14 protein-coding genes, 1 tRNA gene and 1 pseudogene are annotated in these 13,253 nt (G+C 75.4%); 8 read left to right on the plus strand and 8 right to left on the minus strand.

Going from position 1 to position 13,253, the window contains the following annotated elements; translation table 11 throughout:
* Positions 1-192 precede the first annotated feature (192 nt).
* From BM414_RS23575 to BM414_RS23595, 5 genes are all read left to right on the plus strand, one after another.
* Positions 193-1,410, plus strand: a complete 1,218-nt coding sequence (locus BM414_RS23575; RefSeq protein ID WP_093583542.1) for an acyltransferase domain-containing protein — start codon at positions 193-195, stop codon at positions 1,408-1,410.
* Positions 1,407-2,372 (plus strand): beta-ketoacyl-ACP synthase III, encoded by a 966-nt coding sequence (locus BM414_RS23580; protein WP_217644906.1) that lies wholly within the window; start codon positions 1,407-1,409, stop codon positions 2,370-2,372. Before BM414_RS23575 ends, BM414_RS23580 begins: the two co-directional genes overlap by 4 nt.
* Positions 2,373-2,448: 76 nt before the next feature.
* Positions 2,449-2,688, plus strand: coding sequence for an acyl carrier protein (locus BM414_RS23585; RefSeq protein ID WP_093583544.1), 240 nt, complete (start codon positions 2,449-2,451; stop codon positions 2,686-2,688).
* A gap of 52 nt (positions 2,689-2,740) precedes the next feature.
* Complete coding sequence (locus BM414_RS23590) at positions 2,741-3,982, plus strand: beta-ketoacyl-[acyl-carrier-protein] synthase family protein (RefSeq protein ID WP_093583546.1); 1,242 nt, start codon at positions 2,741-2,743, stop codon at positions 3,980-3,982.
* A gap of 102 nt (positions 3,983-4,084) precedes the next feature.
* Complete coding sequence (locus tag BM414_RS23595) at positions 4,085-5,497, plus strand: acyl-CoA carboxylase subunit beta (protein ID WP_093583548.1); 1,413 nt, start codon at positions 4,085-4,087, stop codon at positions 5,495-5,497.
* A gap of 262 nt (positions 5,498-5,759) precedes the next feature.
* Here the strand turns inward: BM414_RS23595 and BM414_RS23600 are convergent, their stop codons facing one another.
* The 3 genes from BM414_RS23600 to BM414_RS23610 all read right to left on the minus strand — a co-directional run bounded on the left by BM414_RS23600 (position 5,760) and on the right by BM414_RS23610 (position 7,739).
* The gene (locus BM414_RS23600; RefSeq protein ID WP_093583550.1) at positions 5,760-6,260 is read right to left on the minus strand and encodes a DUF3145 domain-containing protein; all 501 of its coding nucleotides are present in this window, start codon (positions 6,258-6,260) and stop codon (positions 5,760-5,762) included.
* A gap of 355 nt (positions 6,261-6,615) precedes the next feature.
* Entirely contained in the window at positions 6,616-7,374 is a 759-nt protein-coding gene (locus BM414_RS23605; RefSeq protein ID WP_093583552.1) for a GGDEF domain-containing protein, read from the minus strand.
* The gene (locus BM414_RS23610) at positions 7,371-7,739 is read right to left on the minus strand and encodes a hypothetical protein (RefSeq protein WP_139246014.1); all 369 of its coding nucleotides are present in this window, start codon (positions 7,737-7,739) and stop codon (positions 7,371-7,373) included. Before BM414_RS23610 ends, BM414_RS23605 begins: the two co-directional genes overlap by 4 nt.
* 81 nt (positions 7,740-7,820) lie before the next feature.
* On the opposite strand from BM414_RS23610, the gene BM414_RS23615 reads away from it, so the two are divergent.
* Positions 7,821-8,732: a maleylpyruvate isomerase N-terminal domain-containing protein gene (locus BM414_RS23615; protein ID WP_093583556.1), complete on the plus strand. Its 912-nt coding sequence runs from the start codon at positions 7,821-7,823 to the stop codon at positions 8,730-8,732.
* Positions 8,733-8,741: 9 nt separating this feature from the next.
* Here the strand turns inward: BM414_RS23615 and BM414_RS31510 are convergent, their stop codons facing one another.
* Positions 8,742-9,899 (minus strand): M23 family metallopeptidase, encoded by a 1,158-nt coding sequence (locus BM414_RS31510; RefSeq protein ID WP_281246776.1) that lies wholly within the window; start codon positions 9,897-9,899, stop codon positions 8,742-8,744.
* 506 nt (positions 9,900-10,405) lie between these two features.
* On the opposite strand from BM414_RS31510, the gene BM414_RS23625 reads away from it, so the two are divergent.
* Positions 10,406-10,933 (plus strand): DUF1707 SHOCT-like domain-containing protein, encoded by a 528-nt coding sequence (locus BM414_RS23625; RefSeq protein WP_245784941.1) that lies wholly within the window; start codon positions 10,406-10,408, stop codon positions 10,931-10,933.
* Between the two features lie 47 nt (positions 10,934-10,980).
* Here BM414_RS23625 and BM414_RS23630 read toward each other — a convergent pair whose 3' ends face one another.
* Positions 10,981-11,256, minus strand: a complete 276-nt coding sequence (locus BM414_RS23630) for a hypothetical protein (RefSeq protein ID WP_093583562.1) — start codon at positions 11,254-11,256, stop codon at positions 10,981-10,983.
* A 132-nt stretch (positions 11,257-11,388) separates the two neighbouring features.
* On the opposite strand from BM414_RS23630, the gene BM414_RS23635 reads away from it, so the two are divergent.
* Positions 11,389-11,462: transfer RNA gene (locus BM414_RS23635), tRNA-Ile, on the plus strand.
* 16 nt (positions 11,463-11,478) lie between these two features.
* On the opposite strand, the gene BM414_RS23640 is transcribed toward BM414_RS23635, so the two are convergent.
* The 3 genes and pseudogenes from BM414_RS23640 to BM414_RS28690 all read right to left on the minus strand — a co-directional run.
* Entirely contained in the window at positions 11,479-12,603 is a 1,125-nt protein-coding gene (locus BM414_RS23640; protein WP_093583564.1) for a tyrosine-type recombinase/integrase, read from the minus strand.
* Positions 12,604-12,685: 82 nt separating this feature from the next.
* Complete coding sequence (locus tag BM414_RS23645) at positions 12,686-12,919, minus strand: helix-turn-helix transcriptional regulator (RefSeq protein WP_093583566.1); 234 nt, start codon at positions 12,917-12,919, stop codon at positions 12,686-12,688.
* 179 nt (positions 12,920-13,098) lie between these two features.
* Positions 13,099-13,253, minus strand: a pseudogene (locus tag BM414_RS28690) (IS701 family transposase); the annotation flags it as partial.

Consider the following 13,253-nt stretch of genomic DNA (forward strand, 5'->3'; position numbering starts at 1 on the left):
CCCCCGTGCAGGGGCTCGCCACGAGCTCGCGGGTGGTGGGGGGCACGGGGGTCCTTCAGTGGTCCCCACCACGGAACGGCTCGCCGACGGCCCGTCTGCGCCCAGCGATTGTGGAGATCCTCCAAAGGGATGTGGTGTCCTTTCGTTCCGGACGACCGCGCGGGACCCCCGGGCGGATGAGACGGTGGGGAGGTGCTGGCCGTCCTCGCACCCGGGCAGGGTGCGCAGAAGCCCGGGATGCTCACCCCCTGGTTGGAGCTGCCCGGCGCCGAGTCCTTCTTCCGCTGGGCCGGCGCGATCGCCGACGCCGACCTGCTGACCCTCGGCACCACCGGCGACGCGGAGGCCATCCGCGACACCGCCGTCACCCAGCCGCTGGTCGTCGCGATGAGCCTGTTCGTCGCCCGCGAGCTCGGCGGTCTGCCCGGCCCGGTGGCGCACACGCCGCACACCGGGCGCGAGGTCGTCATCGCCGGCCATAGTGTCGGGGAGCTCACCGCGGCCGCGCTGGCCGGCGTCCTGTCGGTCGAGGCCGCGATCGCGCTGACCGCCGTCCGCGGCCGGGCGATGGCCCGCGCCTGCGGCCTGACCCCCACCGGCATGTCCGCCGTCCTCGGCGCCGACCCCGACGAGCTGTCCGCGGCGCTGGAGCGCCACGGGCTGACCGCGGCGAACCTCAACGGCGGCGGCCAGGTCGTCGTCGCCGGTCCGCTCGAGGGGCTGGCCGCGCTCAAGGCCGAGCCGCCGGCCAAGGCCCGGGTCGTGCCGCTGTCGGTGGCCGGCGCCTTCCACACCTCCTACATGGGCCCGGCCCGCGAGGAGCTCGAGGGCCTCGTCGGCGGCCTGCGCCCGGCCGACCCGAGCCGGCTGCTGCTGTCCAACGCCGACGGCGCGGCCGTGTCCACCGGCACCGAGGTGCTCACCCGCCTGGTCAGCCAGGTCACCAGCCCGGTCCGCTTCGACGCGTGCCTGACCACCCTGCGCGAGCTCGGCGTCACCGCGGCCATCGAGCTGCCGCCCGCCGGCGCGCTCGCCGGCCTGGCCAAGCGGGAGTGGAAGGGTCAGAACGCGAACGGCGGGGACGTCGAGGTGCTGGCGCTGGCCGGTCCCGGCGACCTCGACCGCGCCCGCGGGCTCATCGACGCCGCCCGGGGCCGTCCCGAGGCCGAGCACCAGCCCGACTGGCGCGTCGTCGTCTCCCCCGTCCGCGGCACGGTCAGCCCCGCCGACGTCCCCGAGGGCACCCGCCTGCCCGCCGGCACCCCGCTCGGCTGCGTGCGCAGCCGCCGCGAGGAGGTCAACGTCTCCGCCGCCTACGACGGCGTCCTCGCCGAGTGGCTGGTCCACGACGGCGACCTGGTCGACGCCGGCGACCCCCTCGCCCGTCTCTACCCGGAGGTCCACGCGTGAGCATCCGACTGCCCGAGGGCGCCCCGGGCGCACGCATCCTCGGCCTGGGCGCCTACCGGCCCCGCCGGCGGGTCACCAACGACGACCTCGCCCAGGTCATGGACACCAACGACGAGTGGATCCAGACGCGGGTCGGCATCGCCGAGCGCCGCTGGGCGTCGGAGGACGAGACGCTGCAGGAGATGGCCGTCGCCGCCGGCGGCAAGGCGCTGGCCGCCAGCGGCCTGTCCCCCGACGAGGTCGACCTGGTGATCCTGGCCAGCGCCAGCCTCAAGGAGCCGATCCCCGGCATCGGCCCGCAGGTCGCCCACCGCCTCGGCATCCCGCGCCCGGGCGCCTTCGACCTCAACGCCGGGTGCGCCGGCTTCTGCTACGCGCTGGAGGTGGCCTCGGCGTCCATCCGGGCGGGCTCGGCGCGCAACGCGCTGGTGGTCGGCGTCGAGCGGCTCACCGACGTCGTCGACCAGACCGACCGCTCCACCGCGGTGATCTTCGCCGACGGCGCCGGGGCGGCCGTGGTCGGCGCGTCCGACGAGCCGGGCATCGGGCCGGTCGCGTGGGGCAGCGACGGCGACCAGTTCTCCGCCATCGAGATCGCCGCCGGTACCGGCACCATGACCATGGCCGGCCAGGCGGTCTACCGCTGGGCCACCACCCGGCTCACCGACACGCTGATCCAGGCGATGGAGGCCGCCGGCGTCGGCCCCGAGGACATCGACGTGTTCGCCCCGCACCAGGCCAACCTGCGCATCGTCGAGTCGATGAGCAAGAAGCTCGGCTTCGGCAAGGAGACCGTCGTCGCCCGCGACGTCGTCCAGTCCGGCAACACCTCGGCCGCCTCGATCCCGCTGGCGCTCACCGCCCTGATGGAGTCCGGCGAGGCCAAGAGCGGGGACCTCACGCTGGTCCTCGGCTACGGCGCCGGCCTCACCTTCGCCGGCCAGGTGCTCGTCCTGCCCTGACCGGCACCCCAGCCCCCGGATCCCCCGGGCCCGACGGCGGGCACCGCCCGTCACCACCGAGAGAGAGGACCCCCGCGTGAGCGAGGACATCCAGGCAGGTCTGGCCGAGATCCTGGAGGAGGTCGCCGGGGTCGCCCCCGCCGACGCCACCCCGGAGAAGTCGTTCACCGAGGACCTCGACGTCGACTCGCTGTCGATGGTCGAGATCGCCACGGCCGTCGAGGACAAGTTCGGCGTGGCCATCCCCGACGACGAGCTCGCCAACATCAAGACCGTCGGCGACGCGATCAGCTTCATCCAGAAGAACCAGGGCTGACCAGCCCCGCTCCCCCCGGCCCCCGGCCGCCCCATCCCAGGAGGAACACGTCATGAGCACGTCCGACCGCGACGTCGTCGTCACCGGTCTCGGTGCCACCACGCCGCTCGGCGGCGACGTCGCGAGCACCTGGGAGGCCCTGCTGGCCGGGCGGTCGGGGGTCAGCCGGCTGACCGACGACTGGGCGAAGGACTTCCCCGCCCAGCTCGTCGCCGCGCTGGCCAGTGACCCGGCCTCGCAGATCGACCGGGTGCGCGCCCGGCGGCTGGACCGCAGCCAGCAGGTCGCGGTCATCGCCGCCGAGGAGGCCTGGGCGCACTCCGGCGCGGCGGACGCCGGCGTGGCGTCCGAGCGCATCGCCGTCGTCTTCGGCACCGGCATCGGCGGGGCGCTCACGCTGCTCGGCCAGGACGACGTCCTGGAGGAGAAGGGCCCCAAGCGGGTCTCGCCCTTCACCATCCCGATGCTCATGCCCAACGGCCCGGCCGCGGCCGTGGGGCTGGCCGTCGGCGCCCGCGGCGGCGTGCACGCCCCGGTCAGTGCCTGCGCCTCCGGCGCGGAGGCGATCCGCTGGGGCCTGGACCTGCTGCGCTTCGACCGCGCCGACGTCGTCATCGTCGGCGGCACCGAGGCCTGCGTGCACCCGCTGCCCATGGCCGGGTTCGCCGCGATGCGGGCGATGAGCACCCGCAACGACGAGCCCGAGCGTGCCTCGCGGCCGTTCGACAAGGGCCGTGACGGCTTCGTCCTCGGCGAGGGCGCGGCCGCGCTGGTCCTCGAGCGGGCCGGCTCGGCCGCCGCCCGGGGCGCCCGCGTGCACGCCCGGCTGGCCGGCGCCGGCGCGACCGCCGACGGCTACGACCTGGTCGCCCCCCACCCCGAGGGCGAGGGCGCCGCCCGGGCGATCGGCGCGGCGCTGCGCGACGCCGGCCTCTCCCCCACCGACATCGGCCACGTCAACGCCCACGCCACCTCGACGCCGGTCGGCGACACCGCCGAGGCCGCGGCCATCCGCAGCGCCGTCGGCGAGCACGCGATGGTCTCGGCGACCAAGAGCCAGACCGGCCACCTGCTCGGTGCCGCGGGCGCCCTGGAGTCGGTGTTCACCATCCTCGCGCTGCGCGAGCAGGTGGTCCCGGCCACGGCCAACCTCGACGACCCCGACGACGACGCGGCCGTGCAGGCGCTCGACATCGTCCGCCGCGAGCCGCGCAAGGCGTCCTTCGACGCAGCGGTCAACGACTCCTTCGGCTTCGGCGGGCACAACATCGCGCTGGTCTTCACGACCGCCTGACGACAGGACCCCGCTGCGCACCGCCCCTCGCGAGCCCGCGGCGGGGCGCTGCAGCGGGCCCACCGCCCACCCGGCCGGTAGCCGGGGAGACCTGGAGGCCCGGTGACCACCGTCCACGCCGTCCCCACCCTGCCCAGCTCCGACCCGCGCGACCCCGAGGACCGCCTGCAGCGTCTCCTCGACGCCGGGTCGACCACGCTGCTCGTCCCCCGCGACACCTCCGGGGTCGTGGCCGCGCGCGGGACGGTGTCGGGCACCCCCGTGGTCGCCTTCTGCACCGACGCCACCGTGATGGGCGGCGCCATGGGCATCGACGGCTGCCGCCACATCGTGGACGCCATCGACACCGCGCTGCGCGAGCGGCTGCCGGTCGTCGGCATCTGGCACTCCGGCGGTGCGCGCCTGGCCGAGGGCGTGACCGCGCTGCACGCCGTCGGCGAGGTGTTCGCCGCCATGGTGCGGGCCTCCGGCCGGGTGCCGCAGATCTCGGTGGTCCTCGGCCCGGCCGCCGGCGGCGCCGCCTACGGGCCGGCGCTCACCGACCTGGTGATCATGGGACCGGCCGGGCGGGTGTTCGTCACCGGTCCCGACGTCGTCCGCTCGGTCACCGGCGAGGACGTCGACATGGAGCGCCTCGGCGGCCCGGACACCCACGGCCGGCGCAGCGGCGTGGTGCACGTGGTCACCGACACCGAGGACGAGGCGCTGCAGACCGCGCGGCAGGCGGTCGACCTGCTCGCCGCGCAGGGGCAGTTCGCCCCGGCGGCGAGGGTGCCCGACGTCGACCTGCGGGCGCTGCTCCCCGAGCAGCCGCAGCGCGCCTACGACGTCAAGCCGCTGGTGTCCGCCGTGCTCGACGGGCCCGGCCTGGAGATGCACCCGCGCTGGGCGCCCAACGTGGTCACCACGCTGGGCCGGCTCAACGGGCGGACCGTCGGCGTCATCGCCAACAACCCGCTGCGCCTCGGCGGCTGCCTGGACTCCGCGTCGGCGGAGAAGGCCGCCCGCTTCGTGCGGATGTGCGACGCGTTCGGCGTCCCGCTGGTCGTGCTTGTCGACGTCCCCGGCTACCTGCCCGGCGTCGGCCAGGAGTGGGACGGCGTGGTGCGGCGCGGTGCGAAGCTGCTGCACGCCTTCGCCGAGGCGGTGGTGCCGCGGGTGACGCTGGTGACCCGCAAGTCCTACGGCGGGGCCTACATCGCGATGAACGCGCGGTCGCTGGGCGCCACCGCCGTGTTCGCCTGGCCGGGCGCCGAGGTGGCCGTGATGGGCGCCAAGGCCGCCGTGGGGATCCTGCACCGCAAGAAGCTGGCCGCGGTGCCGCCGGCCGAGCGGGAGGCCCTGCACGCCCAGCTGGCCGCCGAGCACGAGCGGATCGCCGGTGGCGTGAACCGGGCGCTGGAGATCGGCGTCGTCGACGAGGTCGTCGAGCCCGCCCACACGCGCAGCCGGCTGGTGGCCGCCCTGGCCGCCGCTCCGGCCGGCCGCGGTGCGCACGGCAACATCCCGCTGTAGCCGACCCCACTCTCCCCACCACTCGCGAGCCCGCGGCGGGACCCTGCAGCGGGGCCGACCGCTCACCGGGAGCAGTCGCCCGGGCCCCGAGACGCCGAGAGGCCCGTTCCCCGGAGGGAACGGGCCTCTCGTGCTGAGGTCGCCCGGACGCCGCTTCCCCGACGGCGTCCGGACGACCTGGTCTGCAGCCTACGACGCCGACACGGGATGTCTCACGTCGTCGTGCCCTGATCGTGACCTGCGAGTTCGTCCGTACGGGGCGTCAGACGACCTGGTGCAGCCAGGTCGTCTGACTGCCGTCGCCGGCGTACCGGTAGACCTCGAGGTCGGCGTCCCAGGCCGCGCCGAGGAGCTGGTCGACGCCGTGGCGGAACGCCTCGACCGACGTGGCGGTCGCCGCGAGGGTCCGCAGCTGCTGCTCGCTGACCACGATGTCGCCGTTGGCACTCGTGGGCGCGCGGAAGACCCCGTGCCCGGGCACGTAGGACATGCGCTCGCCGTCGTTGCCGTGGCTGGCCTCCTCGGTGACCTCGAAGCGCAGCATCGGCCACGCGCGCAGCGCGGCGACCAGCTTGGCGCCCGTCCCGGGAGACCCGGTCCAGGCGACCTCGGCACGGTAGGCACCGTGAGCCGCGGGCTGGTCGGCCCACGACAGGGAGACCGGCGCGCCGATGACGCGCTCGAGCGCCCACTCGACGTGCTGGCAGAGTGCCTTCGGGCAGGAGTGCACGAAGACGACACCCTGGGTAGACCGTCGCTGCACGAGGCACCTCCATCGACTCGATCGGTCTCGTCTTCCCCAACGGACGATCGCATCGGTGACAGGCTGTGTTCGGCGGCGGCGGACCAGGGGTCCCGGGGACAGTGTGCACGATGAGGTACCGGTCGCGCCAGTGCGGATGGGGCGACTGTGCCGGAAGTGACCACATTTGCCCCAGCGGCCACGGAAGTGCTGGTCAGCGGCCATAGCACGACGACGGGGCAGGCGTCCAACCCGGGTCCGGGCTGCCCGACGGCACCCGGGCGGGGTGATCACGGCCTGTTGCGACCGGAGGTGTCGCATGCGGAACCCATCCGGCCTCCGGTGACGCTCGGTGAGGACCGCGCGGAACGACCCGTCACCCTGCGAGATCGGCGACCCGGTCCCCACCTGCGGCCTTGGCCCGGTACATGGCCGCGTCGGCCCGGTGCAGCACGCCCGCGACGTCGTCGTCGGGGTGCACGAGGGCACACCCGACACTGGCGGTGACGCCGCAGCCGGCGCCCACCTCCGCCACGGCGGCGCGCAGCCGGTCGGCCAGGGCGGCGTCGTCGGCGGGCAGCACCGAGCCGGCCAGGACGGCGAACTCGTCGCCGCCGAGGCGGGCGACGGTGTCGGTCTCGCGGACCACCCGGCCGAGCGCGGCGGCGACCGCCCGCAGGACGGTGTCGCCGGCGGCGTGGCCCCGGAGGTCGTTGACGGCCTTGAAGCCGTCCAGGTCGACGATGCAGACGACGGCGCGCTCGCCCCGGCCGGCGAGGCCCACGGCCCGCTCGACGCGGTCGAGGAAGACCCGGCGGTTGGGGACGCCGGTGAGCGGGTCGGTGGTGGCCAGCGCCTCCTGGGTGCGCAGGAGCAGCACCTGGCGGTCGTGGGCGGCCCACTGGTTGGCCGAGGTGATCGTGCAGATGAGCGTGGTCGTCCCCAGCACGGTGGTCACCAGCAGCGCCTGCGGGCCCAGCGGGCCGCCGACCAGCGCGACGTACGCGGTGGTCATCAGCACGCCGGTGAGGACCACGCCGGCGGGCGGGAAGGCCACCGCCATGAACACGAGGACGAAGAAGAGCACCGGCAGCGGGCTGGCGGCGCCGCCGTCGAAGGCCGACGCCGTCGTCACGATCGCCGTGGTGGCGACCGCCCAGCCGTAGAACAGGAGTGGCCCGCGCAGGTCGCGGACGATCCGGTCCAGCGGCAGCAGGAGCAGCAGGGGCGTCCCGACGACGACGCGCCGGCCAGCGCCAGCAGCACCGGGTGCCGGTGGCCGGGAGTCGGGGTGGTCGCGGTGTAGAGCAGGCAGGCGAGGCCGGCGATCTCGCTGAGCAGCACGCCGGTGTGCACGTGCTGCACCCAGGACCGCGCGCGGTCGTCGTCCTCGGCCAGCGGCCGGTGCAGACCGGCGCCGAGCCAGGCCGGCGCAGGACGTCGACGCGGGCGCCACCGGGGCCGCACCCCGGCGGGCCCCGCGGCTGCTGCGTCGTCCACGGACGGTCCATCGACCGGATCCGGTCCGCTCTCGATCCGGATCGCGTGCCGCTCCCCCGACGGGGTGGGTAGGGGCCGGGTATGGGACGAGACGACGACGCGCCGCGGCGGTACGGGATGGTCGGCGCCGGCCGGGATGTGGTGGGGCCCATGGTGCTCGGCGCCTGGGACGCCTTCCTCGAGCAGGCCGCCGCCGTGGACCTCGACCGGCCGACCCGGCTGGCCGGTTGGCGGGCGCACGAGGTCTGCGTGCACCTGGGCGCGTGGCCCGACCACGCCGCGCTGGCCGACCTGGTCGCCTCGGCGCGTGCGGGCGGCACCGGCACGCCGCCCGACGTCGACGCGACCAACGCCCGGGTGACCGCGGCCCACCGGAACGCCTCCCGTGAGGAGGTCCTGGCCGCACTGCGCCGTAACCGGGAGGCCACCGCGCGCTACCTGGGCGACGAGCCCGCCGGGCTGGACACCGCGCCCGCCGTCTCCACGGTCGGCCGGCTGCCGATGCTGTCGGTGGTGCTCGGCCAGGCCTACGAGCTCGCCGTCCACGGCCTGGACCTCGTGCCGCTGGGGGCGCCCCCTCCCCCGCCGCCGGTGCTGGACGCCGGGCTGGCCGCGCTGGCCGACGTGACCGGCGCACTGGCCGCCTCCTCCGGCATCGCCGGTGGCGCCGCCCTGGTCACCCCGGGCGGCGGCTGGGCCTTCGCCGCCGACCCGCCGGGCTGGACGGTGCGCCGGCTGTCCGGGGAGCAGCCGCGCGGGGCCGTCGTCGAGGCTCCGGCCGACGTGCTGCTGGAGGCGGCGTCGGGGCGGACCAACCCCGCCGCGGCGCTGGTGCGCCGGCGGCTGCGGGTGCGCGACCTGCCCGAGCTGATGCGCCTGGCGCCGATCGTCGAGTCCGCGCCGGGCATCCCCGGCGGGCCGATCCTGGCGCTGGCCGCTCGGACCGTCGGGGGCGCCGGCGACCTGCTCGGCCGGTTCCGCGGACGGCGCTGAGGGACCTCCTCAGCAGCCCCCGCCCAGGGAGATGCCGTGACCCTCGAGCCACGGCATCGGGTTGACGCGGCTGGCGTACAGGCCGCCCTCGTGGACCTCGAAGTGCAGGTGCGGCCCGGTGGACTGGCCCTTGTTGCCGACCTCGGCGATCTGCTGGCCGGCGCTGACCACCTGGCCGGCGGACACGAAGAACTGGTCGACGTGGCCGTAGAGGGTGATCGAGCCGTCGCCGTGCTGCACGTAGACGGCCTGGCCGAAGCCGCTGGCGGGACCCGCCTGCAGGACGACGCCGCCGTCGGGGGCGAAGATCGGGGTACCGATCGGCGCGGCGATGTCGACGCCGTAGTGCATGGTGCCCCAGCGGGCGCCGTAGCAGCTGGTCACCCGGCCGGTGGTCGGGGCGATGCCCCCGCCGGTGGACCGGACGTTCACCGCGGCGGCCTGCTCGGCCTCCTGCTGGGCCTGCCACGCGGCCTCGGCGTCGGCGATGCCGCGCAGCCGGAGCAGCTCGACCTCCGCGGCGCGCAGCTGCTCGTCGAGCTGGGCCTTGGCGGCGGCGAGGGCGTCGTAGTCGGACTGCGCGTCGGCGAGCCGGGCGTCGGCGGCGGCCTGGGCCTCGGCGGCGGCGGCCGCGGCGGCGTCGCGCTCGACGACGGCGGCCTGGGCGGCGGCGTCGGCCTGCTCCTCCTGCGTCTCCAGCAGCTCGTACTCCTGCAGGGTCTCGGCACGCTGGGTGCCGAGCAGGTCGAGCGTGGCGGCGCGCTCCAGCACCTCGCGGGGGCCCTCGCTGTCGAGCAGCACGGAGGCGGCGTCGCCCATGTCCACGCTGGCGCCCATGTAGGCCTCGCGGCCGAGCTCGACGACCTCGTCCTGGGCCGCGGCGACGGCGTCGCGGGCGGCCTGCAGCTCCGCGGCGGCCACGGCGGCGGCCTCCTGCGCGGCGGCCAGCTCGGCCTGGGCGACCAGGGCGGCGTCCGCGGCGGCCTCGGCCTCGACGGTCATCCGCTGCAGCTGCTCCTCGGCGGCGGTCACCTCGCCCTGGATGCGGCCCACCTCGGCCATGAGTTCCTGCTCGGCGGCCTGCGCGGCGGCGACGTCGTCAGCGGGGCTGGCCAGTGCCGGCGCCGGTGCGGTCAGCAGGAGGGCAGCGGCACCCGCGGCGAGCACGGCGCGGCGGAGCCGACGGGAGGAGGCGGGACGTGCGGTCCGGTGGTGCAGGGTCGCCAAGACGGCGGATCTCCGTTTCCTCGCATCCGCCTGCCGGGTCGGGACCGTCCGTCGGGACGGGCACCGTGCCCGCGTCCCCGTCCCCGGGCGCGACCTGTCCGGGGACCCCACGTGCGGTCCCCGGGCCCGGCGGGGAGGCCGGGGCGGTCAGGCGGGATCTCGCCGGGGCCCTCGGCTTGTCGAGGGGCTGAGGCCCGGCAGGACCGCGGGCGAACGTACTACGGATGTGACGCCTGAGGTAACGGGGAGGTCACGACGACGGCGCGCCTGCTTGCGCGTTCAACTCTCTCACCTGCCGGTTTCACGGCACGTGTCTAAAACGGCACTTGGTGCCACTCCCCCGCACGTGGCACGTCGCACGGTGTCGCGGCTCACAGGTCCGTCACAGGAACGGCGGGCACCCTGGCCGGTCGGACCGGCCTATGGGGAGGAACGACGTGGACGGCATGCCGATGGCAGGACGGACGACGGCGGAGCAGGCGACGGCACGGCAGGCGACGGCGCCGCAGCCGGCGGCACGTGCGGCCACTCCGCCACTGCGCGCCTCGGACGCCGATCGGCTGGCCACCGTGCACCGGCTGCAGGACGCCGTCGCGCGCGGGCTGCTCACGCCCGACGAGGGCAGCGAGCGGATGGCGGCCGCGTTCGCCACGGTGCACGTGCGCGACCTGCCGCCGCTGACCGCCGACCTGCCGCCGACGGTCGCCGTCGCCGCCGCTCCCACCCCCGCCCCGCCCGGCTGGCGGCCGCTGGGCGCCATGGCCTGGCAGCAGCTGCGGGCGAGCGTGGCGGCGGCCCGGCACGGCGGTCCGCCCACCTGGCGTCTCGCGCTGGCCGTCCTCATCGCGCTGGTCCTGCTGCTCACGGTGCTGTCGCTGCTCGCGCAGGGCCTGTACGACGGCGTCCCCGGCGACTTCCGCAGCCCCGACTTCGACGGCCTGGACGGCTTCGACGAGGGTCGCGGCCCACGCTGAGGTCAGGCGGCCGACGGCCCTCACGCGGTGGTGCCGCCGCCGGTGGTCTAGCCGACGGCGAAGCCGCCCACGCCACCGATGGCCAGCAGCGCGACGGCGGCCGCACCGGGGGCGGGGCGTCTCCTGAGCCGGGCGGACAGCGCCCGCCGGGGCTGCTTCCCCTGGGCGGCGGGGACGCCGTCGGCCGTGGCACCGCCGACCTGGGGCAGCTCCGACGTCGCGGTCCGGGACGGCGCGGCGGTGCCCTGCTCGGGGTGCCAGGCCGGAACCGCCGGCGGCTCCCAGCGGTTGCCGCTCAGGGTAGGGACAACGTCCTCGTCCACCGTGCTCCTCGTGGGGTCCGGGGAGCTCTCACGGTGGCGGCCGTCGCTGGGGCGGAGCCGTGCGACGACTGTGGAGTGGCTGGACGAGATGGCAGCCCCGCCCGGGACGTCTGGCAGGCTGGACGCAGTTCCGGGGCGGTAGCTCAGCCGGTCAGAGCATGGGACTCATAATCCCTGGGTCGTGGGTTCGAGCCCCACCCGCCCCACCGGTGTTACTGCAGGTCAGCGGCGTGCAGGCTTGATCGGGACGACGTCGGAGCCTCGCTCAGTCCGCAAAAAGTCCGCACGAGCGCGGACTGCGGCTTCGTCGAGGCGGTCAGCGACGGCATCCAGGTCGTCGTCGAACAGCCCCGAGTAGACGTCCAGGGTCATCGCGGCCGAGGCATGCCCGAGGAGGCGTTGGACGGCTTTAACGTTCGCTCCGGCGGACACCGCGAGGCTGGCCGCGGTGTGCCGGAGCTCGTGCGGGGTGAGCCCGGGCAGGCCCGCCTCGAGGGCCGCACGGTCGAAGACCCGCTTCCGGAAGTTGCCGACGCGCAGGACCCCGCCCTCGGGGCTGGTGAACAGCAGCTCGCCCGGCGCCCGGCCGGCGACCACCTGCGCCAGCTCGTCGACCAGCGATCGCGGGATCGGCACGGAGCGGCGATGGTGGGTCTTCGGCGTACCGAACACCGTTGCCCCGTTGACCTCGGTCACCGACTCGGCGATCTCCAGGCGGCGACGGAGCAGGTCCACCCGCCCGACCCGCAACGCCGCGAGCTCACCGAAGCGCAGGCCGGTGAAGGCCAGCATCTCGACGACCAGCAGGTAGTCACCGGCGGCGGTCGCGAGCCGCTGGACCTCCGCGTGGCTCAGGAACCGCTTGTCGCGCGGGTGGGCCCTGGGAAGGGATGCGCCCCCGGCCGGATTGCGTGGTAGCCGCCCGGCGCGCACGGCGTGTTCGAGGATCAGTGAGAGGACGCGGTACGCCTGGCGGACGCTGGAGACGGCCAGGCCGCGGGTCATCATGTCCGCCAACCAGCTCTCCACGTCCGCGACGTTCACGGCGCGGATCGAGGTCGTCCCCCACCGCGGCTCGATGTGGCAGCGCATCAAGGACTCGTAACGCCCGCGGGTGGACGGCTTGAGCGCCGCGTGGCCGTCAAGCCAGCGACGTCCCCACTCCCCCACCGTCACTCGTGAGAGGGCCGGGTCGGTATAGGTCCCGGTGACGACGGTCGACGTGACCTCGTCGAGCCAGCGCTGCGCGTCGACCTTGCGGCTGAAGTGCCGCGCGTGCTCCTTGCCGGCCGGATCCCGGTACCGAGCCCGCCAGACACCGTCCGCCCGTCGCTTGATGCTGGCCATGGGGTGCCTCCGTTGGCGCTCTCGGCTACAGGACCGAAGGGGTCGCACGGAGCCTGGCAACTGGTCCGACACGGTCCACCGATCAGCCCGCCGGCGAGCCGCCCTGCTCGTGTTGCGCACCGATCCACGCATTGAGGTCGTCGCGGCGGTAGAGCACCCGGCGGCCGAGGCGGAAGCTGCGCGGGCCGGTGCCGAGGTGGCGCCAGTAGCGCAGGGTGGCGACGGGGGCGCGAAGGAGCTCTGCGGCTTCGGTGATGGTGAGCAGCTCGGGGACGGGCTCGGTGGCGCGCTGCCGGCTGGGCGTCTCGTGGACCAAGGCTGACTCCTAATACTGCAACGGCAGTTATGGCGGTGCCTGTCCGCGGGCTCGGTAGTGGGCGGCGCGGGCCTGGGCCTGGCGTCGTCGGCGCCACCAGGACCAGTCGGCGGTGTGGTCGAGGTCGGGCCGCGGTGTATGGATGAGGGTGTTGAGCAGGCGGCGGAGCTCGGGCACGGTCAGCGCGATGAGCTGCTCGGTTGCGGCTGCAGACCCCCCTTTTCCGCGCTGGCGCGGGTGGCACTCAGATAGGCGTGGGCGAGCATTGCCAGGGTGATGTGCCGATACCAGGCGGTGTAGTCCCGCACCTGGTAGGAGGCCAGCCCGGCCTCGT

Origin of the sequence: Geodermatophilus amargosae, assembly GCF_900116515.1 — a bacterium.
GTDB lineage: Bacteria > Actinomycetota > Actinomycetes > Mycobacteriales > Geodermatophilaceae > Geodermatophilus > Geodermatophilus amargosae.

Bases quoted from the DNA above. Each gene is read 5' to 3' on its own strand.
- BM414_RS23615 (WP_093583556.1), top strand. From the start codon at position 7,821: ATGGGACGAGACGACGACGCGCCGCGGCGGTACGGGATGGTCGGCGCC.
- BM414_RS23625 (WP_245784941.1), top strand. From the start codon at position 10,406: ATGCCGATGGCAGGACGGACGACGGCGGAGCAGGCGACGGCACGGCAG.
- BM414_RS23640 (WP_093583564.1), bottom strand. From the start codon at position 12,603: ATGGCCAGCATCAAGCGACGGGCGGACGGTGTCTGGCGGGCTCGGTAC.
- BM414_RS23590 (WP_093583546.1), top strand. From the start codon at position 2,741: ATGAGCACGTCCGACCGCGACGTCGTCGTCACCGGTCTCGGTGCCACC.